Genomic DNA, 23,525 nt, shown 5'->3' with positions numbered 1-23,525 from the left:
GAGCACGTCGCATGAAAATACTCATCATTGAAGATGACCACGACCTCAGCTTAGCGATTTCAGAATATTTAGAGCTGCATAATATCGTCTGTGATTTTGCCTACAACGGCGAAACGGGTATTCAGCTTGCCAGCCAGCAGACGTTTGATTGTGTGATTCTCGATAACATGCTGCCCAAAACACAGGGTATGGCGGTTTGTCGTGAGCTGCGTGAGCAGGGCATTGATACCCCGGTGTTAATGCTGACCGCGTGCGGCGCGGACACCGACCAGCTTGAGGGCTTTCGCGCTGGCGTGGATGATTATGTGGTCAAACCTTGCACCATGCCCTTGTTGCTCGCACGTTTACAAGCCTTGCATCGGCGTCATCAACCGGTGCGAGAGTGTATTACCATCGCTGATCTGACGATCTATCCCAAAGAGCATATCGCGTCGCGCGGTGATACGCCGCTTAAATTGACCCCTATTGGCTGGAATATTTTATTGTTGTTAGCGCGCCGCTCACCCACTGTGGTGTCCAAAAGCGATATTGAAGAAGCGATTTGGGCCAGCGAGGATGTGCGCCAAGGGACCATTAACGTGCATCTTCACCATTTGCGTAAAGTGGTTGATAAGCCCTTTGCTAAAACGCTGATCCACACCCATGTCGGCATTGGTTTGTCTCTTTCTGAGGCCGCGCCAGTATGAGCCAAAGTCCTGTTCGAAGCCTTGCAGCACAATCGCGTCGCCAGCTTTTGTTGATGGCGTTGGCGATCTTTATCGGGTTGTTGGCGCTTGTCACCGTGTTTAGCTTTTACCAAATCAGTCAGGCAGGCAAAAACTACATGCGACTCGATGCCATCAAGCTAGAGCAAAAGCTGGCCGCCGATCCTAACTATCCATTGCCCCAAAGCGACACTGTTAGTGCGTATCGAGATTGGCAGGCTATCCCAAAATCGGTGCGTGATTTGTTTTCCTCAGAGCCGATACAACCCGATGATCCGATAGAAATTCAGCGTATCAACGATAGTGGAGCACGTGAGTATGGCTATTTGGTGTACTCCGGCGAGCACCTATCGCAAGGGTTATACTTGGTCGAATTTGAAGCGGCAGAAAAAATCGAAGCATTAGCCGCCATGATTGTCGAGCGCTCTTTGGCCGATGCTAGCGTATTAATTGCCGCTTTTATGCTGGTGCTTGTCACCGTGATTGGGCTGTTGTTCAACAATGCATTGAAGCCACTCAAAGAGTTGGTGGCATGGTCGGCGCGAGTAAAAACACACCCTGATAAAGCTATCGATGTGCGCTTTTCGGTCCGTGAAGTTAACCAAATCGCCGACCACTTGATGGCCTCGCTGCAACAGGTGCGTGAATATAACCAACGGGAGCAGCAGTTTTTAAAGCACGCCAGCCATGAACTGCGTACGCCCTTGGCGATTATGCAGGCATCCTTAGATACCTTGTCACTGCGCATCGGTGACAAGGATGCCAGTTATCCGGCCTTGCAGCGCGCTTCGCGTGCCAACGCCAATATGATGGCGTTGTCTGAATCACTGCTTTGGCTGGCGCGGCAACATCCGGATAAGGTTCGTCAATCAAAGGTCGACCTTGGCTCGCTGTGCGCAACCCTAGTAGATGAGCTGGCGTATCTTGCTGCGCATAAGCCAGTGACTGTCCATATTGGCAATCAAAGTGATCCTATTTGTATCGAGAGGGACCTATTTCGTATTGCGAGCGCCAACCTGATTCGCAATGCGCTCACCTACAGTGCGCCCGGCGTGATTGAGATTAAGATCACCAACGGGCAGTTTTCGATTGCCAACCCTATTGATTCAGACGTGGACGAGAATCAGATCGGATTTGGTCTAGGCCTGCAGCTTGTTGAGCGCATTGCCGGTCAGCTTAACTGGCATTTTGAATTTCAGTGCGACGCTGAGATGGCGAGGGCGGTTATCAATTGGGAAGCCGCGCACAAAATGACGGGAGAGTCTTAAGGTTTTCTTAATACCGGTTGTTTCAAGATAAGGGCGAACTCTCAGTTACTATTTCGCCATTATGGAGAACCGTCGGTGAAGCCATTTGCTACGCTTATCTGTTTATTTTTGACCTTGACGCCTTGGGTTGGACACGCGCAAACCGACAGTGTGTCTGGAGATAATTATCTGACCGTCGGCCTGGTCGGCTATACCGAGCCGTCGATTTATATAGACGGTGAAGATGACCAAGACATTGAGCTGGTGGTTGAAGCGCAATGGGAGGGAATTTTTTATCGTAACGATACCCTAGGTGTGTATCTTGCCGAGGACGACAGCTGGTATGTGTCGGCAGGCGCGGGCGACGATGTGTTTGGCGATCACGCCCGCGGTGACAGCAAAACCCTCAAGGATATGGAAAGTCTCGATAAGGTGTATACCGCAAATCTAACTACCGGCTGGATAACGTCGGTGGGCTATTTTGAGCTCGGCTACCATCATGATATCTCGGATAATCATAACAGTGGTGCGGTAGTGGCCCGCTATGGCGCGCCGATAGAACAAGGCCAATGGGTGGTGGATCCACAATTGTCACTGACTTGCGTGGGTAGTGCGGTGAGTCGTTATTACGTTGGCGTGTCAGCCCAAGAGGCTAAAGCCGGTCGAGCCACTTATCAGCCTGATCAAACCTGCATGCTTCAATCTGATCTCAACCTCTATTACACGCTTGGCCGTGCGCATCATCTTTTGTTAGGGGTGAGTTATCGCCACTATGGCGATGAGGTATCAGACAGCCCGATTGTTGATAGAGACGAGCTGTGGTCGTTTAATACCGGCTATTTATACACCTTTTAGCGGTAATTGGGTGGAGGGAGAAAGGGGATGAAGTGGCTAAAGCGAAGTTTAATAGCGCTGGTGCTGATAGGCGCGTTTGTGGTGATAGTCATGGATGAACCATACGCAGGGCTTAAGCGTCAAGCCATTCACTTTAACGCCGGCGATAATCGGCTCGCCGGTGAGTTAATTTTACCTGAAGGTAATGAGACGCCACATCAGTGCGTGGTGTTTGTGCATGGCTCTGGTGACGTGCCGACCGATGCGTTTGGTTATTACCTCCCACTTTGGCGAGTGTTAGCGGCGAATGGGTGGTGTGCGTTGTCTTGGGATAAGCCGGGCGTGGGGGATTCCAGCGGGGATTGGCGGTCGCAATCGATGCAAGATCGGGCCGATGAAGTCGCGGCGGCGATTCGCTATTTGCGCCAAACCTTGGGGATAAAGGATGGCAAGCTGGGGTTGATGGGCTTTAGCCAAGCTGGTTGGGTGATCCCTAAGGTGGCGCACCAAGTCGAAAACATCGACTTTTTGATCAGTGTCGGCGGGGCAGTCAACTGGATGGCGCAATCCCAGTATTCTGGACGTCAACGGCGATTAGCCACCGGATACAGTGAGTCAGAGAGTGCGACTGAGCAAGCCGCGGAGGCGAAAGTGGATGCCTTGATTCAATCCGGCGCGTCGTATCAGCAGTATCTAGACCATATAAATCAGGATGACAAAGCGCCCATGAGCGAGGCCTTTTGGCAATTTGTACAACGTAATTGGGCCTCGGATGTGACCGCGGATTTCACCGATCTCGACGTGCCCATGTTAGCGTTATTTGGTGCACAGGATGCTTATGTCGATTCGGATAAAACCGCTTCAATCTATCATCAACTGTTTACTAACGCGCCGCTGCCTTTTTATCACGTGCGTGTGTTTGAAAAGGCCGACCACAGCCTACTGCGCACCGACAACATCGCCAATGCGCACAGTGAGCGTCACCGCTGGTTAACACTGGCACGGATTTGGTGGCAGGGGGAGGCAGCGTTCGCCGATGGTGTGATGCCATGCTTAACGGCTTGGTTAGCACAGTTTGAGGGTGGGCAATCAAGGTCGACAACTATCTGCGTGCCTGAGCTAAACACGAATACGACGCAGGGGTAACGTTTCAATTTGTGGTGAATTGGGGTTTAATGCAGGCATTGACGCTAACGCTAAGAGAACCAGCATGCAAATATGGGTAGATGCGGACGCTTGTCCGGTCGCAATGCGCGAGATGATAGTCCGCGCAGCACACCGAACACACATTCAAGCCACCTTTATTGCCAACCAGTTTATTCGTTTACCGCCGTCGCCCTATGCCAGCGCACGTCAGGTGGAAAAGGGCTTTGATGTGGCGGACAACCAAATTGTTGCCGAGGCAGAGGCGGGCGATTTGGTGATCACCCAAGACATTCCGCTGGCGGATGAAGTGATTGAAAAGGGCGTGACAGTGATTAACACCCGCGGTGAATTGCTGACCAAAGAAAACATCCGTGCTCGACTTAATATCCGTGATTTTATGGAAACCATGCGCAGTAGCGGTGTGCACACCGGCGGGCCTGCTCCGCTTGGTCCGCAGCAAAAACAAGCCTTTGCCAACCAGCTTGATAAATGGCTGGTTAAAGCGCAGCGTTATCATGCCGCGCAAGCAAAATCGTCTGATTAAGCCGGCCCACTTTTTCTCTCATCACTCAATTTTTTCTGCTGGCTAAATAGCAACCGGTGCCCACTCGCTATCTGCGAAGTGGGCAATCAGCGCATCTAGCAATGCACGCACCGCCGGTGGTTGATTGCGACGTGACGGGTACAAGGCGTAGATATCCATCGCTTTGGGTTGCCAATCGGGGAGCACCACTTCCAGCTGACCTCGCGCAATGGCACTATGAGCCAAATACACTGGCTGCATGCTCACGCCCATGCCCTGAATGGCGGCACTGAGTAAGGTGGTCGCCTCGTTAGCTGAGAGTTTACCTTGCACTTCAACCGCGGCGTGTTCCTCGCCTTTGTCTAAATGCCAAATTGGCCGATCAAATTGTTTGTAACTGAGACAGCTATGCGCGGTGAGATCCTCCGGTGAGTGGATTGGTGTATGGGCGGCTAAATAATCCGGTGCCGCAACCAAGACGGAATCACACGCGGCGATCGGGCGACCAATTAGGGAAGGATCTGGGTTGGACGCAATACGTATGGCAATATCAATCCGTTCCGCAATCAAATCGACCGCTTTATCCTGTACCTCAATATCTACGTCTACCCCGGGATGAGCGGCCATAAATGGCTTTACCGCGGGGATCAGTTGCGCAAAACCGAACGACATACTGGTGGCCACCCGTACTTTGCCGGTCAAGCCCGTCTCTTGCTGCCATTGCTGTGTCAGGGCATTGGCTTGCTCAACCCATTGTTCCAGTTGTGGCAAGCTTTGCTCGCCGGCGGAGGTTAACGATACTTTGCGCGTGGTGCGCTGCAATAAGCGTACGCCTAACCAGTCTTCCAGTGCTTCTACATGGCGAGTCACCATGGGGCGCGACATCTCGAGCCGCTCGGCAGTGGCGGTAAAACTTTGCGTAAGGGCTACATCAATCAATACGCGGGCGGCAGTCAGTGTGTCCATGTCAATCTCATCTATGCTTAAGAGCCACCCGTTCGTAAGGCGGGATGACCCGTTTACATGCTCGAATTATGAAATAATGATGTAAATTATTAGCTATATATCTGAACAAGTCGAGCCCGTAAACTGCACAGCATCTCAACACCGAATGCAAAACAACGGAGCACGACGATGAAATTGATAAAAACCCTAGCCGCCTCTTTATTACTGACCGGTAGCGCAATGGCAGCAAATAATGCTGAACCCTTGAACTTAGACGTATATAACGCGGATGGTAACAGCTTCCACGTAAACTCAACCTTGGTGTATGGCGAAACCGAAGCCATGGTGGTTGATACGGGCTTTACTAAAGCAGACGCGCTGCGTATTGCCGCTAAAGTGCTGGACTCTGGGAAAGAGCTGACCACCATCTTTATCAGCCAAGCCGACCCAGATTACTACTTTGGTGCGGAAGTGCTGCACGGCATGTTCCCTGATGCCAAGGTGATCACCACACCGGCAGTACGTGCCACGATTGCAGAAAAACTGGACGGGAAAATGGCATTTTGGGCCCCAAAAATGGGTGACAATGCCCCGCAAAACCCTGTGGTACCCGCTGCCTATACCCGTTCATCATTGACACTGGATGGCCGTAAAATTGAAATTCGTGGCGCGAAAGGCGAGTTGGCACACCGTCCGTATCTTTGGATCCCAGCCAACAAGGCTATCCTCGGTAACGTCGCTGTGTATGGCAATGTTCACCTTTGGATGGCAGACGCACAATCTGATCAAGCACGTGAAGGTTGGGCCGCACAACTAGAAGAAATGGCAGCATTGAAGCCTAACGTGGTGATCCCAGGGCACATGACCGCGGGCACGGCACTAAACGCTGACACCATTAGCTTTGCCCAGCAGTATTTGCAAGACTTTGCCGAGGCGAAAGCAAACAGCAAAGACAGTGCTGAACTGATTAAAACCATGCAAGCGAAATATCCGAAAGCGGGTTTGCCGATGGCTTTGGAAATTGGTGCCAAAGTACATATGGGAGAGATGGAATGGTAAACGTCCACTATATTTTTGACCCAATGTGTGGCTGGTGCTTCGGCGCCGCCACCTTGATTGAAAGCCTGAGTAACAACCCTGAGATTAACTTGCAGCTTCATCCGGGTGGTATGCGTGAGCGTGCGCCGATTGAAGACAGCTTTCGTCAACACATTTTGGCGGCAGATCAAACCATTGCCGATCAAACCGGACAGACATTTGGTCAAGCCTATCTTGACCGCGTGGCAAGCGACCAGCCGGTAATTTTGGACTCCTTTATGACCGCGCAAGCTATTCTCGCTGCTCAGCAGCTTGATGGTCAGGGTGCAGAGATGCTGAAACGCATCCAGCGTGGCCATTATCAGCAAGGTCGCTCCGTCTATGAAGCTGACACGCTCGCAGAGCTTGCCAGTGAGATGGGGATAGAGGCAGAGGCTTGGCAACAGGCGATGAATCGCGCCGAAAATGACGTGATGCCCGAGGTAAATCAAACCCGTCAATTGATGGCAGCGCATGGCTTACGAGGCTTTCCATCCATGCTGGTGGAGCAAAACGGTCAATGGCAAGCCATTACAGTGAGCCAATACTATCGCCGCCCAGACGCATGGCAGGCGCTGTGGCAAACACTGACTCAGGCATAAAGCAAACAAACGAAAACGGCGAGCATAAAGCTCGCCGTTTGTGACTTAAGGGGGAGAGTTAGAGGCTAGCGCCATTCCCACTGACTGCCCTTGATGTCAGCGCCCACTCGCCAAGTATTTGCATTCCATTTCAACGCATTATCTAACGCATTTTTTATTTGCCCACCCTCAAAGCGCCATGTTTGGCTCGGGGTGTCAGCGCACGATTCCATGCTGATTTGTACACCTTGCTGATCCAAGCATAAATCTGGTGCCACTTTACTAATGAGTTTTCCTTCAGGCGTTAATTGCCACTGCTGATTACTACCACCATGACATTGCCAGCCAAATACGTTTGCGCCGGGATGGTTGCTGCTTGACTCAACGTCGAGGCAATGGTTGTCTTGGGTCACTAGCTGTTTCCACGATAGAGCGGGCGTTTGTGCGCCTGCCGATGCATCGAAGAGCGTTGAAACGACCGCGGTCATTGGCTGTGAGTAACGTGATGCGTGGGGTGCCTGACGCTGCCAGCTCGTGGGGACGGGCTGGTCAATACGCCATGAACCTTGTCCATCATAGTAAGATTTAGCAATGGCATTGGGAGTCGGTGTCCACAAGAAATCAGGATGACGGTTCTGGTACCACTCGCCGCCAATGATATCGCCCTGTTTATCCAACTCTAAGTCGTAGTAGTAAGTGACTCGAGAGACGCCATCGAATGTTGGAACATCATTCTCACGATGAGTAGGATTGGTTTCAACCATATAGTCGACCACCATTTGCACACCGACTATCGACTGCGTACTTCTCGAACGGTATTTCGCGAACTTATCTTTGCTATATTGGGTTAGTGGGATCTTAACCTTGTTGGGATCATTCGAAGAGCGGTGAGTTTGTGGGTTAAAGTAGGTAAGTTTGTATCCGAGAATCGGTTGGTTCCAAACTTGATAGTCATAGGTCGCGTCCATGATCATGCTGCGCCCCGTGATACCGATTTGATTTAACACCGCTAAGTGCCAACTGCCTGGGTTGTTGTCGACACAATCAGGCTCAATAATTCGGCCATTTTCATCTTTTTGTGGATTTTTGATATTACAGCGACCACCAATAAACTTGGTGTCAAAAGGCGCTTCCGCCCACAGTAAGGTTCCTAATGCCTTAATGTCTGAGGGATAGAACTTTAACATCTCGCCATTCGCGTCCGGCACAGAAACAGATTGTTTGGGGCGAGGCAGCATGTACGCGGCTGCAGCCCAGCCATGACACAGTCCCATCCACTTTTCTACATGCCCTTGTGACTCGAAATAACCTTTTCCAGAATCCCACGACTTTTTGGTTAATGTATAGTTCGCGTCGCCCACTAATAAATCATATTTTTCTGCGGGGGAAAGCAAATCACGTTGATGAGCAGGATAAGTATTAACAGGCTTTATAGTATGAGAGAAGTCATAATAACTTTGCCAATTAGAGGCGGAAAGTTCACGGTCTGCATAACGCCATGCTGCGGCACCTGAATATAACGGCCAATAGGTATCTGACCATGGCTGTGTCGTCAGTTTTTTGCTATTCGGCGCTTGCTGGCTTAATAATGATAAATTACGGATTAAATTATTTCCTGCATCAACCAAGCGAGCCGGATTATCATTATACAAGCGTATGTTTGATAAGGGCTCGACAATACGACCATTAAGGTCTAGTGGTGGCGGTGTGCCAGCTGCGCGCGCCATAATGTCATCACGTATTCTTGCCCGAAAGCGCTCTACAACATTAGCTTCAGGGGTTTGATAGTTGTCGCCCCCTTTCGGAGGAAGTGCATTCATGACCTTTTGGGGGTCTTGATGGAACTCCGTCATAAAGGTATTTATTTGTTGATCATCCGCGGAAGCGGATAATGGTATAGCGATAGCCAACAATGTGATCATTCTTTTCATTATAATTACTCTACGTTGTTTGTTTTTATGTTTTTTTTGCCGAGTGGAATAGTTCTTTAACGGCGAGCGGACACTAGTTTTAGTGATTAATGAAATCAATATATTATTATCTTTAGACATAAAAACTGTGATAGTAAACATGAAAAGACGAGTGGCGAACTTTCTGTTTTTATGGATAATTTTGTCTACATATTAAATTGTCATTTAATATAGATTAGTTTTTATTATTAATGCGCTCGAATGATAACGATTGCAAAAGCCATTTATTATTAAATAAGTTGCATATTTGGGTGAAATAAAAAACGCCCATTGATATGAGCGTTTGGATACTAGTGTTAATTATTCTATGACTCTATCTTGGCGCAGTCAGCGGCACTGGCTTTTTGGGCTCAAAGCCTTCGATGATGCGGCGTTCAAGTGGATGTCCGAGACGTGCTTCAATCATGCGCAAGTTTTTGGTGTTGTCTTTTGAGACCAATGAAATCGCTTCGCCTTGAGCACTGGCTCGGCCGGTACGGCCAATCCGGTGTACGTACTCGTCGGCTGGGAAGGGTAGATCATAATTGACTACGCGCTCAAGCGACTCAATATCAATGCCACGCGCGGCGACACCGGTCGCAATTAAAAATTGGATGTCACCGTTTTTAAAGTCTTCTAGCAATTGGGTTCGTACGGCTTGGCTGCGTCCACTGTGAAACGCTTCAGCGGCAATGCCCCGTTTTTCCAACTGGGTAGCGAGTTTGGCGGCGCCGTGTTTGGTTTCGATAAAAATCAACGCCTGTGTCCAACCATTCTCTTTAATCAAATGACTAAGTAGTGCGGATTTCTTATCTTTATCGACTGGAATACACCACTGAGTAATGTTCTCTTTCGAGGCATCTCGTGCGGCAATGCTAATTTCTTTGCCTTCATCGCCAATGGTGGCTTTGGCTAGATCGCGCACTTTATTAGACAGCGTGGCCGAAAACAGTAAGCACTGCGTGCTTGCCGGCAATCGATCTAGAATATGTTGAATCTCATCAATAAAGCCCATATCCAGCATGCGATCTGCTTCGTCGAGAACCAGCACTTCTACTTCATCTAGATAGACGGCACGTTGGCTGAGTAAATCCCGTAGACGTCCCGGGGTGGCGACCAAAATGTCGACGCCGTCGATCAAGGCTTGCTTTTGTGCTTGCTCGTCCATGCCGCCAACCATCGCCAAGGTTTTTAACTCAGTAAACTGGCTGTCTTGACGTGCGCTCTCAGCCACTTGCAGAGCGAGTTCACGAGTAGGGGCGATGACGAGAGCGCGAGCGCGCTTTTTGCGCCCAGCCTCACCGGCAGATAATTTATCGATGATAGGCCAGATAAAACTCGAGGTTTTCCCGGTGCCCGTTTGTGCCGCAGCAATCAGATCATGCCCTTGTTGGATGATCGGAATCGCTTTCGCTTGAATAGACGTTGGCGTGGTAAAGCCGCGTTGGGCAATAGCTTGGCAAAGCGAGGCGCTTAACCCTAGTTTTTTAAATGGCATAACAGACTCAACAAACAAGAAGCGTGTGACTGTGTTACCGCCCAGACACACTGAATGGCGTGGAGTCTAGCACGAACCTTACAGTAGCACGACGCAAAATCTGACGGCGGGTAGTTTCTTGGCTTTGGCAACAATAGGTAAAGGATATGATGAGCTGAACAAGGATTGGAAATGAAAACACCTATACTGACTGTATTGGCCCATATTCGTGGATAGCCCCCCTCATGGATGGATTAATAAACAGGTTTGCACGCTTTGTTCTGCCGTTATGTTGTTTTCTGGCCGCTGGCGGCGCTGCCGCGCAATCCGCGGATCTGATTATCAGCAATGCAACAATTTATGGCCTCGATGAGGCCGACAGCATCGTCGTCGATGACGGTAAGATAGTCTTTATTGGAAAGGAGGAGGCGGTTCGCACCTACCGCACCCCTGATACTGTCTGGCTGGATGTGGAACAAGCATTTGTGATGCCCGGTTTTATCGATAATCACAATCATGTCTTTGAAGCGGCATCGTCTGCTGGGGGAAACTGCGAGCTCAGTCTAGATGCGGGCCTAATGGAGCAGATCCCCTACCTGACTTATTGCCGTCAACAAGCGCAGTCGGATGGCTGGCTGATGGGGTATGGGTTTTCATTGGATGCAATCCTCGCTGCGGGCCAAGCGCACACGCCATTAGAGGTGCTAGACAGTATTTTTCCTAAACGGCCGGTTGTCCTGATGGAGCAAACGTCGCACTCCATGTGGGTGAACTCGGCGGCATTAGCGCTGGCGGGCATCGATAAGCAGTCGCCGAACCCACAAGGAGGGGTGATTTTAAAAGATGAAAAAACAGGCGAGCTAAATGGTATTTTGCTCGATAATGCTGGTGACATCGTCATGGAACTTGCGTGGAACCAACTTGAGGGAAAGTTTGAACAAAGTTACCTTGGTTTACTCGCAGGTTTGGATGCCGCTGCTGCGCATGGGATCACTACGATTGGCGATGGCCGTCTTTACTGGAAACGTGGTTGGTTTGAGGTGTGGCAGCAAGCCGAGCAAAATGGCGATCTTACCGCGCGTGTGTCTCTCCGTCCTTGGATTTACCCGCAAGAGCCGATGTCAGCTCAGCTTGCGTTCTTAAAAGGCATTCAATCCAGCGATCCACAGCGCTTACTGCGGGTGGATCAAGTGAAAATGTACAGTGATGGCATTATCATTAATGGCACGGCGAAAACGCTGGCTCCCTATTTAAACACCTACTTGCCCGCTTACCCTAACGGCCTTCACTATATCCCACCGCAAGCTATGGCCGACTGGTTGGATGCATTGCGGCAAATAGGCTACGGCGCACACATTCATGCGATTGGAGACGCTGCAGTGCATGCTTCGCTCAATGCGATTGAATCCGTGCGTCGCCAAGGCAGTCGCCATCCTTACACATTAACGCATGTCGAGTTGGTTGATCCCAGCGATCTACCTCGGTTTAGCCAGCTGAGTGTGACAGCTGATTTTCAAGTAGGCTCTGATTATGTCGCCGCGCATGATCATCGGTGGGCCGAATATTTTTTGGGGCTCAAGCGAGCGAAAGCATTGATGAACGTGAATGCTCTTTTTAAAACGGGCGCCAATGTGACGTTAAGCAGCGATTGGAATGTGCACAGTATTAATCCGCTAGTGGGCATCGCTAACAGCCTCATTATGGACGCGACAGGGCTGCCTGATATTCACACTGCCATTGATGCGTACACCATTAATGCCGCGAAAAGCTTGGGACTTGAGGCACTCACAGGTTCTATTGCGGTGGGTAAGTCCGCAGACTTGGTGATACTCAGTGATGACATTACCCTCATGCCCATTACGCAGGTGCCAGAGACGTCCGTTTTGATGACCCTGTTACAAGGGGAGATCGTCTTTGATGCGACCCGTTGATTTGTTCAGTTGGCGGGTTTGGTGACAAAAGCTCGCTTTATCAATATATTAAAAATTTCGTGGCCCGAGAGGGCTAGACGTTCACGGCAAAGAGTACGCTGGCCTTTCGCGGTATGATGCGTTTTCGAAAAGGATGTCGAACACTGACATGATGAAGTTTTATGCTGCCGACCAATACCAACCTGCTTGCGAGCGATTATTCAATCAATGGCGAGTGGCTATCCAACACCAACTTCCTGAGGCGCGAGTCGAGCACATTGGCGCGTCGTCGATCCCTTCAGCAATATCGAAAGGCGATCTCGATATTTTTGTTGGTGTACCCGCCTTACAGCATGAGGAGGCTGTGGCGCGGCTAGTTGAGTTGGGCTTTCAAGAAAAGCGAAACACGTTACGGACTCCCGAGCTATGTATGTTGGAATCCAAACAGGATGACGATGTTGCGTTGCAAGTGGTGGCCAATGGCTCTGAGTTCGAAGACTTTCTGACCTTTCGAGACACGCTGCGCGCTAATCCACAACTGGTTCAAACCTACAATGCGCTTAAACGCGCCTGTGAAGGGTTTGAGCAAGACGACTATCGGGAAAGAAAAGCGAGGTTTGTGGAGCAGGTTTTATCTTCGTCAGCCGGTTTGTAAGGCGAAAAACTTTTTTATCGTTGCCGAGGTCTAACTGTGTCTCTTGCGCTTTCTCTGAGGCTAGTTTATCCCTTTAAATCGGCAAAATAAGGGGGTTGTAAGATCCTGATTGGGAAAGGTTTTATTTTGGTGATTTCAAAGGGTTATGTTGTTAGCCTAGCGGCGCATTGATTGAGGGAATGATATGAAGACACATAACCAGACATTTCACCAAGAGAACTTTTCTCACCAAGACCTCAGTGAGCTCGAATTTAAAGACTGTACCTTTATCCGTTGTGACTTTACCCGCGCTAACCTTCGCGATGTGACGTTTAAGCGTTGCAAATTTATCGAACAGGGCGATATTGAAGGGTGCCACTTTACCGCTGCTAACCTTCGTGATGCCAGTTTTCAGCAATGCCTATTGGCGATGGCCAATTTTAGTTTCGCCAATTGTTACGGCATTGAGATGAGAGAATGCGATCTGAAGGGCGCGAACTTTTCCCGCGCAAACTTTGCCAATCAAGTCAGCCATCGGGTGTACTTTTGCTCAGCGTTTATCACCGGCTGTAACTTGTCTTATGCCAACCTTGCGCAAGCGTGCTTAGAAAAGTGCGAACTGTTTGAAAACCGCTGGATTGAAACCCATCTTCTCGGTGCATCATTGAAAGAAGCCGATCTGAGTGGCGGTGTTTTCTCGTCCGATGTATGGGGGCAGTTTAGCGTACAAGGCGCTAATTTATGTCACGCTGAGATTGATGGCCTAGATCCACGCAAGGTGGATCTGTCGGGCGTGAAAATCGCCGATTGGCAACAATCTCAGCTACTTGAAAGCTTAGGCCTGATTGTTTTTCCGGACGCGCGCTAATGGTTAAATATCATACACCAAACTATCGGCCGTCAAAAATGGCCAATTGAGTCGGTGCGGCTCGGTGTCTGTGCCGTTGAAAAAGTATCCACGGTGCGGCATCGCATACACGGCATCGCCCTTTTGATACGGTGCGGCTTGCCACGCATGATGGGTTAGGGTGGCTTCCCATAGTTGTTCACTTTCCCAACCTTGTGGGGCGAGTGATACCCGCACCTCGGCACCAACCGGGTTGATAGAGACCACACGCATGGGCAGCGAGAGTTGGCTATTGGGTTTATCAACAAGGGTTAACTCATGGCTGCGTACATACAAACTGCCTGACTGTTGGGTGTGCGTGTTTAGTGTGGGTTGAATAAAGGCATTGCCATTTTGCCACGTGCCTTGCTGATAGTGGCCGGAAAAAACATTCACGTTCCCTAAAAAATCAAACACAAAGCGGCTTTTCGGCGCAGCATAAAGATCGACCGGACTGTCGACTTGTTCAATTTGCCCATTACTCATCACCACCACGCGATCCGATAGCTCGAGTGCTTCGTCTTGGTCGTGAGTGACAAACACACTGGTAAAAGCCATTTCATCGTGTAGTCGGCGTAACCATTGGCGCAGCTCTTTGCGTACTTGTGCATCTAACGCACCGAACGGTTCGTCGAGTAATAAGATCTCCGGCTGGGTCGCCAATGCTCGCGCCAGTGCGATACGTTGCTTTTGTCCGCCCGATAATTGCTCGGGATACCGTTGGCCCAGATGGCCTAACTGCACGACCTCAAGCAGTTGGTTCACCCGTTGCGTAATCGTGGCTGGGGAGGGGCGATCGCGACGTGGCATCACTTGCAAGCCAAAGGCGATGTTCTCTGCCACCGTCATATGTTTGAACAAGGCGTAGTTTTGAAAAACAAACCCGACACGGCGATCCCGCACATGGACTCGGGTGACATCGCGCTCGCCAAATAGGATCTGGCCGCTGTTACTGCTTTCTAATCCGGCAATAATGCGCAATAACGTGGTTTTACCGGAGCCTGAGGGGCCAAGCAGTCCCATCATCTCGCCTTGCTCTATGGTAAGTGATAACGGCGATAACGCTTGGAACTGGCCAAAGTGTTTAGTGATGTTGTTCAGTTGAATACGCATGGCTTACGGCTCACTTTGGTTCGTTTGTAAGGTTAAGCGGGCAGGCGTTGACGCACTGCTTTCATCCATCGGCGCGGTACTGGCGTGTGCACGGTGTTGACGCCATTCCACCAAGGCTTTCAATGCCAAGGTAGCGAGTGCCATAAAGGCAAGTAATGACGCACAGGCGAAGGCTGCTTGAGTTTGGTAATCTTCGTAAAGAAGCTGTACCTGCAAAGGCAGGGTATTGGTTTGACCGCGAATGCTGCCAGACACCACAGCGACCGCGCCAAACTCGCCGATGGCACGGGCATTAGTCAAAATGACCCCGTAGATGAGGGCCCACTTAATATTGGGCAAGGTGACACGGCGAAAAAGCTGCCACCATGATGCGCCTAACACCACGGCTGCTTCTTCTTCCGCTTGCCCTTGCTGCTGCATGAGCGGGATTAGCTCGCGGGCGACGAAAGGGCAGGTAACAAAAATAGTGACTAGCACAATGCCGGGTAGGGCAAACATCACTTGAAGATCATGCTCAAACAGCCACGCGCCTAGCCAGCCGTTGCTGCCATACAGCAGCAAATAGAGTAAGCCTGCGACCACGGGCGACACGGCAAACGGGATATCAATCAAGGTGGTGACCAGTTTTCGTCCCGGAAATTGGAAACGGGTGACCGCCCATGCCAACATCACGCCAAATACTAGGTTAATGGGTACCGTGATAACGGCCACTAATACAGTGAGGCCAATCGCGTGGCGGGTATCCTGCGCGAGCAAGTGTTGGAAGTAACTGGCGATACCATCCGCGAAGGCGATGGAAAAAATACTCACTAGCGGCACAACCAAAACCAGCGCCACAAGCAGCAGCATAAGCGCGATTAAACTGCGCCTGATCCATGGGGTATCACCAATTCTCACCGAGTTTGTGCTCATAAAGTGTCCTTACCGCCCGTGAATACGTTTTAGATAACGGCCTTGCCAAAGGTTGATGGCAAACAATAACGACAGCGATGCCATCAAGATCACCGAGGCAATGGCACTCGCCGCTGGGAAATCAAACTCTTGCAAGCGAACAAAGATCATCAGCGATGTTATCTCGCTGACGTAGGGCATATTGCCAGCAATAAAAATCACCGCACCGAATTCACCCAGACTGCGGGTAAATGATAAGGCCACACCCACTAATAACGCCGGTTTGATGGTCGGCAGAATAATCCGCCAAAACACCGCACCGTCACTTGCCCCGAGCACAGTGCCCGCTTCTTCCTCCTCTTGGGAGATCTCTTCCAACACGGGTTGGACGGTACGTACCACAAACGGCAAGCTGGTAAACATCATGGCAATCACGATCCCAAGCGGCGTGTAGGCAACTTGGATACCGACGTTGGCAAGCACACTGCCTATCCAGCCGTTATCGGCGTACAGGGTGGCGAGCGTGACGCCGGCAACGGCGGTGGGCAGAGCAAACGGCAAATCAACCAGCGCATCGACGAAGCGTTTGCCTGCAAAGTCGTATCGCACCAGCACCCACGCAAAGAGTAGGCCAATCACACCGTTTAATAATGAGGCAATCAGTGCCGCACCGGCCGTGACTTTATAACTGGCGACAATTCGTGGGTCAGTGATGGCAAACCAGTATTCTTGCCATGTCATTTGGCTGGTCTGCATGATAAGGCCGCTGGCCGGTAACAGCAGAATCAAGCTGATGAACAGCAAAGACACGCCTAAACTGATGCCAAACCCGGGCAGCACGCGCTGCTGACGTGCTGCCCAAGGTGTGGATTGGCGTTGATACGATAGCGATGGCATAGCGTCTCAATACCTAGAAAGCATTAACGGCGTTGTAGTTGGTCGAGTTTTCCGCCACTGGCAAAGTGCGTTTTCATGGCCTGGTCCCAACTCCCTGCGATAGCTTCCACGGTCAGCAGTTCGACTTTAGGGAAACGATCGGCATTGTCTTTGACCACGGCAGGATGATGGACGCGGTAGTTAAAATCGGCCAGTAAGCGTTGTGCTTTTTCGCTGTAAAGGTAAGACAAATACTCGGTCGCCAGCTCAGTGGTGCCGTTGCGTTTGGCGTTGCGCTCGACCACAGCGACGGGGAACTCGGCCAAAATCGAGGTTTTAGGCACCACAATATCGTATTTATCACTGCCATATTGCTGGCGGATATTATTGACCTCTGATTCAAAGGTGACCAGCACATCGCCAATTCCGCGTTCAACAAACGAGGTGGTTGCGCCGCGGCCGCCGGTATCAAACACCGCCACATTGGCGAGAAGCTGTTTCAAAAATTGGTCTTGCTGCTCGGTGTTATCTTTGCCGAACGCCTTTTGTGCATAACCGAGCGCGGCAAGGTAGGTATAACGGGCGTTACCAGAGGTTTTTGGGTTTGGAAAGACAGAGGCAACGTCGTCCTTGGCTAAATCATCCCAATTTTCAATGTTCTTTGGGTTGCCCTTGCGCACCAAAAACGCGGTGGTGGAGTAGTACGGCGAGCTACTGTTGGGGAAATTCTCTTTCCAGTTTTTGTCGATCAACTTGCCGCGATCGTACAGCACCTGTACATCCGTGACTTGGTTGAAGGTGACCACATCCGCTTGTAGCCCTTGCATGATGGCGCGCGCCTGCGCCGAGGATCCGCCATGAGACTGCTTAATGGTCACCGACTCTCCGGTTTTTTCTTGCCAGTGCGCTGCAAACAGCGGATTGTAATCAGCAAAAAGCTCCCGTGCGATGTCGTAAGATGAATTCAAGAGGGTTTGCTCGGCGGCAGATACCGGCGCCGCGCTGGTGGCAAGCAAAGCCGAAAGAGCCAGAGTTTTGAATACCTTCATTGTAAAAATCCTTGATGGCCGTTTGTTGCTGTTAGCAGCAAAGAAAGTTGGGATAGGTCACAGAATAAAAGCAATCGAAGGGAATAAAAAACAGTTTAAATATAACCATTTTGTATATGTTAGTGAAAAAATGTCTGCGTGTCGCACATAGCCTCCTTGTAGGATATGGCGGTAGACAGTGTCTTACGCGGTGTTGAAAGCACCCATCAGGCAGGCAATTCATGAAACATCCAGAGGTAAGCAACGTGGCTGATTTCCCCACGCTTGAAGATTATGTGGGTCAGACCCCTTTGGTGCGCTTGCAGCGCCTAGCCGCAGCGACAGGCAGCACTGTTTTGGTCAAACTCGAGGGCAATAACCCAGCCGGTTCGGTGAAAGACAGACCCGCACTTAATATGATCGTGCAAGCAGAAGCACGGGGAGATATTCAACCGGGCGATACCTTGATTGAAGCGACCAGTGGCAACACTGGGATCGCGCTGGCGATGGCAGCGGCGATTAAAGGCTATCGACTGATTTTAATCATGCCTGAAAATGCCACACAGGAGCGCAAAGATGCCATGCGAGCCTATGGCAGTGAGCTTATCCTCGTCTCTCAAGCGGCGGGGATGGAAGGCGCACGCGATTTAGCCTTATCCATGCAGGCACAGGGTAAGGGCAAAGTGTTGGATCAGTTCAATAACCCGGATAACTGGCGGGCACATTTAACGGGTACGGGCCCAGAAATTTGGCAACAAAGCCAGCAACAAATCACCCACTTTATCGCCAGCATGGGCACAACAGGCACCATTGTGGGAACCTCAAAGTACCTAAAAACGCAAAACCCCGCGATTAAAACCATTGGCTTACAGCCTACCGAGGGGAGCGCGATCCCTGGTATTCGGCGCTGGTCGGCTGAGTATTTACCTGGCATTTATACCGACGAGCATATCGACGAGGTGATGGACATTTCTGAGCAAGATGCGAAAGAGACTGCGCGCGCCCTCGCCAGAGAAGAGGGGATATGTGCAGGTGTTAGCTCGGGTGGCGCGGTGTTTGCGGCCCTGCAAGTCGCGAAAGCCGAACCCGGCTCTGTGGTGGTAGCCATTGTTTGCGATCGCGGCGACCGTTATTTGTCGTCGGGACTGTTTTCGTAAACGCTGACCAGCAGGTATAAAAAAGGTGACCCAAGTCGGGTCACCTAGCTGTTCTTCGTTTGAATGTAAACCGTAACACTCTAACTGCTAACACCTCATTTTTCGAGGGAGGCTCACATACGAGATATTCCTTTCATCCGTGAAAACGACTAGCAGCACAGCAGTTAGTACACAGAGCAAACCAGCACAGAACATCACGATTCCAAATCCACCTGCGATCGAGGCCCGGTAAGCTAGAAACCACCCTTCTTGACCAGAAGGAAGTTCATTTCTGACTATTGCACGTTGGGCAATCTCAACAGTATTTGGCATATTGTTGGAACTGACCATCTCCGCCATCTGCTGGATTGCATAGATGCTCATGATACTGCCTAATATCGCAATACCCAGTGTCATACCTATCTGACGCAAAGCGTTCATGGTTGCCGATGCAATCCCGGCACGTTCTGCGGGAGCGTACTCCATGACCATCATACCTGTCGCAGGAACAGAAAGTCCCATCCCAAGACCAAGAATAGCTAAGATACTACCGACAATAAGGTAAGGCGTACTGGTCGTGAACAGTGACATAGAGCATAGAGAAATACCAATTAACGTGTATCCACCGACCATTAGTTTTTTTAGCGAAAGATTTTGTGCCATGTGGCCGAATATCAAGGAAGTCCCCCCCATTACCACAAATTGAGGCATCAGATGCCACCCAGCCTCCAGTGGTGTATCGCCTCGCGCTTGTTGCAGATATAGCGATAGAAAGAAAAGACTTGCATAGGCCGAAAACCCCAATGTAAAAGAAGCCAAGTTTGCTACGGCTAGAGATATATTGCGAAAAAGAAGAATAGGAAACAGTGGCTTTTTAACTGTCAATTCAATCCAGGCAAAGGCCATAAAAGCCACTGTGGCACAGGACAGAGGAAGCAGGACTCTCTGCATAGAAGCTCCATGTTCGCCAATTTCAATCAGCGCATAGCTGAGCATTCCAAGCCAAATCATACTCAATATTTGGCCAATCGGATCAAACGCTGCATGTTCAGGGTGTTTGCGTTCGACGATTCCCCAAGCCCCAAGTAAAACTGCAATGATACCTATTGGGACGTTAACTAGGAATATACTTGACCAACCAGTATGTTCAATGAGAAAGCCTCCGATCAAAGGGCCCGAAACCAGTGACAAGGCACTACAAGCCGACCACCCACCGATTACACGAGCTCGCTGGCGGGAGTCGGGAAATGCGTGGGTTAGAATAGGCATAGCGCCTGGGATCAATAGTGCGCCTGCAACTCCTTGTACTCCACGCCCCCATAGCAAAATGTTCAGATTCGTGGCCAACGCACAAATCACTGAGCCGATAATAAAAAGGGTAACGCTACCTAACCACACCCGCTTATGACCATATTTATCGCCCAGTGGTCCCGCGGACAACATCACTGCAGAAAGTGCGATAGCGTAAATGTTAATAATCCACTGAAGTCCAGCCATGTCTGCATGGAGAGCCTCCTGAAGTGTTGGCAACGCGACATTGACAATGCTGATATCTAGCGTTGCTAAGAAGGTGCCGAGATAAGCCGCGATGACTAGAGCAAAAGTACGGTATCTTTGCATGAGTATTCCTTTACTGTAATGATAATTATTTGCAATAATATACACTGACCGTCGGTCGGTCAATTTGTGGGTTAAATTTTCTACTTACGTGAGAGGGAGGGATATTTGCAGGATTTGGCTTTTATTTTTTGATACAAACAATAAAATCTAAGATATGTGAATCAAAGGTGACTTTGTCCGCATCAGCATGAATTCGTTACTTGGTATTCTCAGTTACTTCAAGTCACTTATTACCAATGTACTAGCGAGTTGTTCCCATTCGCCACGGGAACAATTAGCACAGTTTGAGAAGGAAAACACTGATTGCGATGAGATATAAAACAAACCGTACGGAGTCTTCTCCGCCGAGAGTTAGGTGTGTCAAACCCGCTGAAGTTCGCCTGAGCGAGTTGATGTCTGCTGCGGAGCAACTCTTTCTTGCCAAAGGAGTTGACTCGACGACCATCAACGAAATTGTCGAGCAGGCACAGGTCGCCAAAGGTACTTTTTACCATTATTTCGCGTCTAAGAATGAGTTGCTCTCGGCCATGAGGGAGCGATATACCGACCAGTTTTTAAAGCGGCTTGAAGAAAAAACAGGCACCTGCAAAGCTGACGACTATCTGGGGCAGCTTTGCGCTTGGGTTCGGGAAAGTATCGAAGCTTACGTAGACACATACCGCCTGCATGATATTGTCTACACCAATCATCACCACCATAACCGTACAAACTGGGAAAAAAATGCGATTCTCGAACAATTGCAAGTCATTCTTGAAAACGGTACACGAGTCGGTGTGTGGCAGGTTTCAGAAGCGCGCATTACCTCTCTCATTATCTATAACGGTGTATACGGTGCAACCGACGATATTATTGCTTCTTCAGAGATAGATCGCGACCATTTCATCAGTGCGGTCTTGGTAAACTGTCTGCAGATGGTCGGAGTCTTGGAGTATCAAAAGTAATAATTCGTTCGGAGACGTTGTCTCTCAACCTGTGTTTCTTGCGAAAATACGGATTCCACGAAGGGCGCTCATGCCTGCATTACTAGACGCTGGCCTCAATGCATAAACTATGTTTATGATATGGCTGTAAATTTCTGCTTTTTCGCTCAAGTCCAGTCAGACTCTAAAGTGGTAGCCATTATTTGCGATCGCGGCGATCTTGTTTGTCGTCGGGACTGTTTTCGTAAACGCTGACCAGCAGGTATAAAAAAGGTGACCCAAGTCGGGTCACCCAGTTTGATGTGAAAGCCGTGATCGCACTATGCCTTGGCAAACTTGTAGGTGCGATAGCCCCCAATTAAGTTGCGAGCTTTAAAACCATGATTAACCAGTTGGCGATAGGCGACATTGCCTCTGAGGCCGACTTGGCAGTACACCACAATTTCTTTGTCTTTCGGTAGTTCCTCGATGCGTCCACGTAGTTCGTCGACCGGAATGTGCACATCGCCCTCAATCAACTGACCGTTTTCGCGCTCTGGCGCATTGCGCACATCGAGTAGCACTTGCTCGTCGGAGAGGTTGTCTACCTCATCAAAGTGGATTGGCGTCGCGTCACCTTTAAGAATATTAGTGGCCACAAACGCCGCTTGGTTAATCACATCTTTGGCACTGCCATATGGCGGCGCGTAGGTAAGCTCGAGATGTTGGAGCTGCTCAACCGTCATGCCAGCACGTTGTGCCACGGCCATGACATCAATGCGTTTATCAATGCCGTCTTTACCCACGGCTTGCGCGCCTAAAATCGCGCCGGTATCCGGAGCAAACAGCAGCTTAAATGAGACAACCTCTGCGCCAGGATAGTAACCGGCATGACTGGCGGCGTGGACATACACCTTTTGGTAGTCGATGTCAGCGTGCTTAAGTTGTTTCTCGTTTTGGCCCACTGAAGCCACCGCGAGATCGAACACTTTACAGATGGCGGTGCCTTGGGTGCCGAGATAGTGCTCGGTGCTTCCTAGCATGTTGTCAGCGGCCATCCGCCCTTGACGATTCGCCGGACCCGCCAGTGGCACTAACGTTGGTTTATGGGTCACAAAGTCAATCTCTTCCACTGCATCGCCGACCGCGTAAATATCGGGATCTTGGGTTTGCAGAGTACTGTTGACTACAATTCCACCTTTTTCACCAATGGCAAGCCCCGCTTGTTGCGCCAGCGTGACTTCAGGCTTAACGCCAACCGCCATAATCAAAAGTTCGGTATCCAGTTTGTCGCCATTATTGAGTGTCAGACGTAAAGCGCCTTCCAGATGCTGAGGCTCACTGGGCTCGCCGGCATCATCACTGGCGACATGCGTGGTAGGAATAAACTCGGCGGACTCCAGTGCGGTGCCTAGGCGTAAATCCACTCCGTGATCGCGAATGGTTTGATGGACAAATCCCGCCATTTCTCGGTCAACCGGCGTCATCACCTGATCGGTCATTTCCAACAGGGTGGTTTTAATCCCGCGTTGATGCAGCGCTTCCATCATCTCAAGACCAATAAAGCCCCCGCCGACGACAGTCGCATGGCTGGGGTTATTCATCTCAATGGTATGCAAAATCGCATCCATGTCTGGAATATTGCGGAGCGAGTGGGTTAGCGGGTTATCTAAGCCAGGAATAGGCGGCATGATCGGGGCCGCGCCTGGGCTTAATAGCAATTTGTCGTAGCTTTCTTGGTAGTTGCTGCCATCGGCACGGGTGACGGTGACGGTTTTGGCCTCGCGGTTAATCGCAGTGACCGTGCTGTTGATGCGCACGTCCACATTAAAGCGGGCGCGGAAACTGTCCGGGGTTTGCAGCAAGAGTTTACTGCGGTCGGTAATGTCACCGCCGATATGATAAGGCAAACCACAGTTCGCGAACGAGACGTAAGGGCCCCGTTCGAACATGATGATTTCGGCTTCTTCACTTAAACGACGGGCGCGAGCGGCGGCAGAAGCGCCACCGGCGACGCCGCCAATAATCACGATTTTGGTCATTATGACT

21 protein-coding genes are annotated in these 23,525 nt (G+C 50.3%); 12 read left to right on the top strand and 9 right to left on the bottom strand.

Features of this window, described 5'->3' with window-relative positions:
- The first annotated feature begins 11 nt into the window (after positions 1 to 11).
- The 5 genes from E8E00_RS14695 (at position 12) to E8E00_RS14675 (ending at position 4,475) form a co-directional block, all read left to right on the top strand.
- On the top strand, positions 12 to 686 hold the full coding sequence (locus tag E8E00_RS14695; protein WP_096632368.1) for a response regulator transcription factor: 675 nt from the start codon (positions 12 to 14) through the stop codon (positions 684 to 686).
- Positions 683 to 1,972, top strand: a complete 1,290-nt coding sequence (locus E8E00_RS14690) for a HAMP domain-containing sensor histidine kinase (protein ID WP_096632371.1) — start codon at positions 683 to 685, stop codon at positions 1,970 to 1,972. The genes E8E00_RS14695 and E8E00_RS14690 overlap by 4 nt, the downstream gene beginning before the upstream one ends.
- Positions 1,973 to 2,047: 75 nt before the next feature.
- Positions 2,048 to 2,806, top strand: coding sequence for a MipA/OmpV family protein (locus E8E00_RS14685; protein WP_168174090.1), 759 nt, complete (start codon positions 2,048 to 2,050; stop codon positions 2,804 to 2,806).
- Positions 2,807 to 2,833: 27 nt separating this feature from the next.
- Positions 2,834 to 3,931: a S9 family peptidase gene (locus tag E8E00_RS14680; protein ID WP_096632376.1), complete on the top strand. Its 1,098-nt coding sequence runs from the start codon at positions 2,834 to 2,836 to the stop codon at positions 3,929 to 3,931.
- A 64-nt stretch (positions 3,932 to 3,995) separates the two neighbouring features.
- Positions 3,996 to 4,475 (top strand): YaiI/YqxD family protein, encoded by a 480-nt coding sequence (locus E8E00_RS14675; RefSeq protein ID WP_096632378.1) that lies wholly within the window; start codon positions 3,996 to 3,998, stop codon positions 4,473 to 4,475.
- Positions 4,476 to 4,517: 42 nt separating this feature from the next.
- Here E8E00_RS14675 and E8E00_RS14670 read toward each other — a convergent pair whose 3' ends face one another.
- The gene (locus E8E00_RS14670; protein ID WP_096632381.1) at positions 4,518 to 5,420 is read right to left on the bottom strand and encodes a LysR family transcriptional regulator; all 903 of its coding nucleotides are present in this window, start codon (positions 5,418 to 5,420) and stop codon (positions 4,518 to 4,520) included.
- A 168-nt stretch (positions 5,421 to 5,588) separates the two neighbouring features.
- Here E8E00_RS14670 and E8E00_RS14665 point away from each other — a divergent pair, with 168 nt between their 5' ends.
- On the top strand, positions 5,589 to 6,458 hold the full coding sequence (locus E8E00_RS14665; protein WP_096632384.1) for an MBL fold metallo-hydrolase: 870 nt from the start codon (positions 5,589 to 5,591) through the stop codon (positions 6,456 to 6,458).
- A complete protein-coding gene (locus tag E8E00_RS14660; RefSeq protein ID WP_096632386.1) occupies positions 6,452 to 7,078 on the top strand; it encodes a DsbA family protein in 627 nt (208 codons plus the stop codon). The genes E8E00_RS14665 and E8E00_RS14660 overlap by 7 nt, the downstream gene beginning before the upstream one ends.
- Before the next feature lie 65 nt (positions 7,079 to 7,143).
- Here E8E00_RS14660 and E8E00_RS14655 read toward each other — a convergent pair whose 3' ends face one another.
- Both E8E00_RS14655 and E8E00_RS14650 read right to left on the bottom strand, forming a co-directional pair.
- Positions 7,144 to 8,988 (bottom strand): ricin-type beta-trefoil lectin domain protein, encoded by a 1,845-nt coding sequence (locus E8E00_RS14655; RefSeq protein ID WP_096632389.1) that lies wholly within the window; start codon positions 8,986 to 8,988, stop codon positions 7,144 to 7,146.
- A 352-nt stretch (positions 8,989 to 9,340) separates the two neighbouring features.
- The gene (locus E8E00_RS14650) at positions 9,341 to 10,504 is read right to left on the bottom strand and encodes a DEAD/DEAH box helicase (RefSeq protein ID WP_096632392.1); all 1,164 of its coding nucleotides are present in this window, start codon (positions 10,502 to 10,504) and stop codon (positions 9,341 to 9,343) included.
- Between the two features lie 224 nt (positions 10,505 to 10,728).
- Here E8E00_RS14650 and E8E00_RS14645 point away from each other — a divergent pair, with 224 nt between their 5' ends.
- The 3 genes from E8E00_RS14645 (at position 10,729) to E8E00_RS14635 (ending at position 13,895) form a co-directional block, all read left to right on the top strand.
- Positions 10,729 to 12,414: an amidohydrolase gene (locus tag E8E00_RS14645; protein ID WP_096632395.1), complete on the top strand. Its 1,686-nt coding sequence runs from the start codon at positions 10,729 to 10,731 to the stop codon at positions 12,412 to 12,414.
- 151 nt (positions 12,415 to 12,565) lie between these two features.
- Positions 12,566 to 13,048, top strand: a complete 483-nt coding sequence (locus E8E00_RS14640) for a GrpB family protein (protein ID WP_096632789.1) — start codon at positions 12,566 to 12,568, stop codon at positions 13,046 to 13,048.
- A 184-nt stretch (positions 13,049 to 13,232) separates the two neighbouring features.
- Complete coding sequence (locus E8E00_RS14635) at positions 13,233 to 13,895, top strand: Qnr family pentapeptide repeat protein (RefSeq protein ID WP_077772948.1); 663 nt, start codon at positions 13,233 to 13,235, stop codon at positions 13,893 to 13,895.
- Between the two features lie 3 nt (positions 13,896 to 13,898).
- Here the strand turns inward: E8E00_RS14635 and E8E00_RS14630 are convergent, their stop codons facing one another.
- Genes E8E00_RS14630 through cysP form a run of 4 tightly spaced genes read right to left on the bottom strand, consistent with a single transcriptional unit; the run spans position 13,899 to position 17,842 of the window.
- Positions 13,899 to 15,026, bottom strand: a complete 1,128-nt coding sequence (locus tag E8E00_RS14630; protein ID WP_096632398.1) for a sulfate/molybdate ABC transporter ATP-binding protein — start codon at positions 15,024 to 15,026, stop codon at positions 13,899 to 13,901.
- Between the two features lie 3 nt (positions 15,027 to 15,029).
- Positions 15,030 to 15,938 (bottom strand): sulfate ABC transporter permease subunit CysW, encoded by a 909-nt coding sequence (gene cysW, locus E8E00_RS14625; protein ID WP_096632401.1) that lies wholly within the window; start codon positions 15,936 to 15,938, stop codon positions 15,030 to 15,032.
- 9 nt (positions 15,939 to 15,947) lie between these two features.
- Positions 15,948 to 16,814: a sulfate ABC transporter permease subunit CysT gene (gene cysT, locus E8E00_RS14620; RefSeq protein ID WP_096632404.1), complete on the bottom strand. Its 867-nt coding sequence runs from the start codon at positions 16,812 to 16,814 to the stop codon at positions 15,948 to 15,950.
- Positions 16,815 to 16,837: 23 nt separating this feature from the next.
- Positions 16,838 to 17,842 (bottom strand): thiosulfate ABC transporter substrate-binding protein CysP, encoded by a 1,005-nt coding sequence (cysP, locus tag E8E00_RS14615; protein ID WP_096632407.1) that lies wholly within the window; start codon positions 17,840 to 17,842, stop codon positions 16,838 to 16,840.
- Between the two features lie 245 nt (positions 17,843 to 18,087).
- On the opposite strand from cysP, the gene cysM reads away from it, so the two are divergent.
- Positions 18,088 to 18,978, top strand: a complete 891-nt coding sequence (gene cysM, locus E8E00_RS14610; RefSeq protein WP_096632791.1) for a cysteine synthase CysM — start codon at positions 18,088 to 18,090, stop codon at positions 18,976 to 18,978.
- An 87-nt stretch (positions 18,979 to 19,065) separates the two neighbouring features.
- On the opposite strand, the gene E8E00_RS14605 is transcribed toward cysM, so the two are convergent.
- The gene (locus tag E8E00_RS14605) at positions 19,066 to 20,577 is read right to left on the bottom strand and encodes an MFS transporter (protein ID WP_096632410.1); all 1,512 of its coding nucleotides are present in this window, start codon (positions 20,575 to 20,577) and stop codon (positions 19,066 to 19,068) included.
- A gap of 392 nt (positions 20,578 to 20,969) precedes the next feature.
- Between E8E00_RS14605 and E8E00_RS14600 the strand changes: the two genes are divergently transcribed.
- Positions 20,970 to 21,518: a TetR/AcrR family transcriptional regulator gene (locus E8E00_RS14600; RefSeq protein ID WP_205907462.1), complete on the top strand. Its 549-nt coding sequence runs from the start codon at positions 20,970 to 20,972 to the stop codon at positions 21,516 to 21,518.
- Between the two features lie 299 nt (positions 21,519 to 21,817).
- Here the strand turns inward: E8E00_RS14600 and E8E00_RS14595 are convergent, their stop codons facing one another.
- Positions 21,818 to 23,518 (bottom strand): FAD-dependent oxidoreductase, encoded by a 1,701-nt coding sequence (locus tag E8E00_RS14595; protein WP_096632416.1) that lies wholly within the window; start codon positions 23,516 to 23,518, stop codon positions 21,818 to 21,820.
- Between the last annotated feature and the right edge of the window lie 7 nt (positions 23,519 to 23,525).

This window comes from Salinivibrio sp. YCSC6, from assembly GCF_004916735.1.
GTDB lineage: Bacteria > Pseudomonadota > Gammaproteobacteria > Enterobacterales > Vibrionaceae > Salinivibrio > Salinivibrio proteolyticus.
The sequence above is the reverse complement of the archived record's forward strand: the minus strand, read 5'-3'. Positions and strand labels throughout refer to the sequence as shown.

Coding starts and splice junctions, on each gene's coding strand:
- E8E00_RS14695 (WP_096632368.1), top strand. CDS start 12: ATGAAAATACTCATCATTGAAGATGACCACGACCTCAGCTTAGCGATT.
- E8E00_RS14690 (WP_096632371.1), top strand. CDS start 683: ATGAGCCAAAGTCCTGTTCGAAGCCTTGCAGCACAATCGCGTCGCCAG.
- E8E00_RS14680 (WP_096632376.1), top strand. CDS start 2,834: ATGAAGTGGCTAAAGCGAAGTTTAATAGCGCTGGTGCTGATAGGCGCG.
- E8E00_RS14675 (WP_096632378.1), top strand. CDS start 3,996: ATGCAAATATGGGTAGATGCGGACGCTTGTCCGGTCGCAATGCGCGAG.
- E8E00_RS14670 (WP_096632381.1), bottom strand. CDS start 5,420: ATGGACACACTGACTGCCGCCCGCGTATTGATTGATGTAGCCCTTACG.
- E8E00_RS14665 (WP_096632384.1), top strand. CDS start 5,589: ATGAAATTGATAAAAACCCTAGCCGCCTCTTTATTACTGACCGGTAGC.
- E8E00_RS14660 (WP_096632386.1), top strand. CDS start 6,452: ATGGTAAACGTCCACTATATTTTTGACCCAATGTGTGGCTGGTGCTTC.
- E8E00_RS14655 (WP_096632389.1), bottom strand. CDS start 8,988: ATGAAAAGAATGATCACATTGTTGGCTATCGCTATACCATTATCCGCT.
- E8E00_RS14650 (WP_096632392.1), bottom strand. CDS start 10,504: ATGCCATTTAAAAAACTAGGGTTAAGCGCCTCGCTTTGCCAAGCTATT.
- E8E00_RS14645 (WP_096632395.1), top strand. CDS start 10,729: ATGGATGGATTAATAAACAGGTTTGCACGCTTTGTTCTGCCGTTATGT.
- E8E00_RS14640 (WP_096632789.1), top strand. CDS start 12,566: ATGAAGTTTTATGCTGCCGACCAATACCAACCTGCTTGCGAGCGATTA.
- E8E00_RS14635 (WP_077772948.1), top strand. CDS start 13,233: ATGAAGACACATAACCAGACATTTCACCAAGAGAACTTTTCTCACCAA.
- E8E00_RS14630 (WP_096632398.1), bottom strand. CDS start 15,026: ATGCGTATTCAACTGAACAACATCACTAAACACTTTGGCCAGTTCCAA.
- cysW (WP_096632401.1), bottom strand. CDS start 15,938: ATGAGCACAAACTCGGTGAGAATTGGTGATACCCCATGGATCAGGCGC.
- cysT (WP_096632404.1), bottom strand. CDS start 16,814: ATGCCATCGCTATCGTATCAACGCCAATCCACACCTTGGGCAGCACGT.
- cysP (WP_096632407.1), bottom strand. CDS start 17,842: ATGAAGGTATTCAAAACTCTGGCTCTTTCGGCTTTGCTTGCCACCAGC.
- E8E00_RS14605 (WP_096632410.1), bottom strand. CDS start 20,577: ATGCAAAGATACCGTACTTTTGCTCTAGTCATCGCGGCTTATCTCGGC.
- E8E00_RS14600 (WP_205907462.1), top strand. CDS start 20,970: ATGTCTGCTGCGGAGCAACTCTTTCTTGCCAAAGGAGTTGACTCGACG.
- E8E00_RS14595 (WP_096632416.1), bottom strand. CDS start 23,518: ATGACCAAAATCGTGATTATTGGCGGCGTCGCCGGTGGCGCTTCTGCC.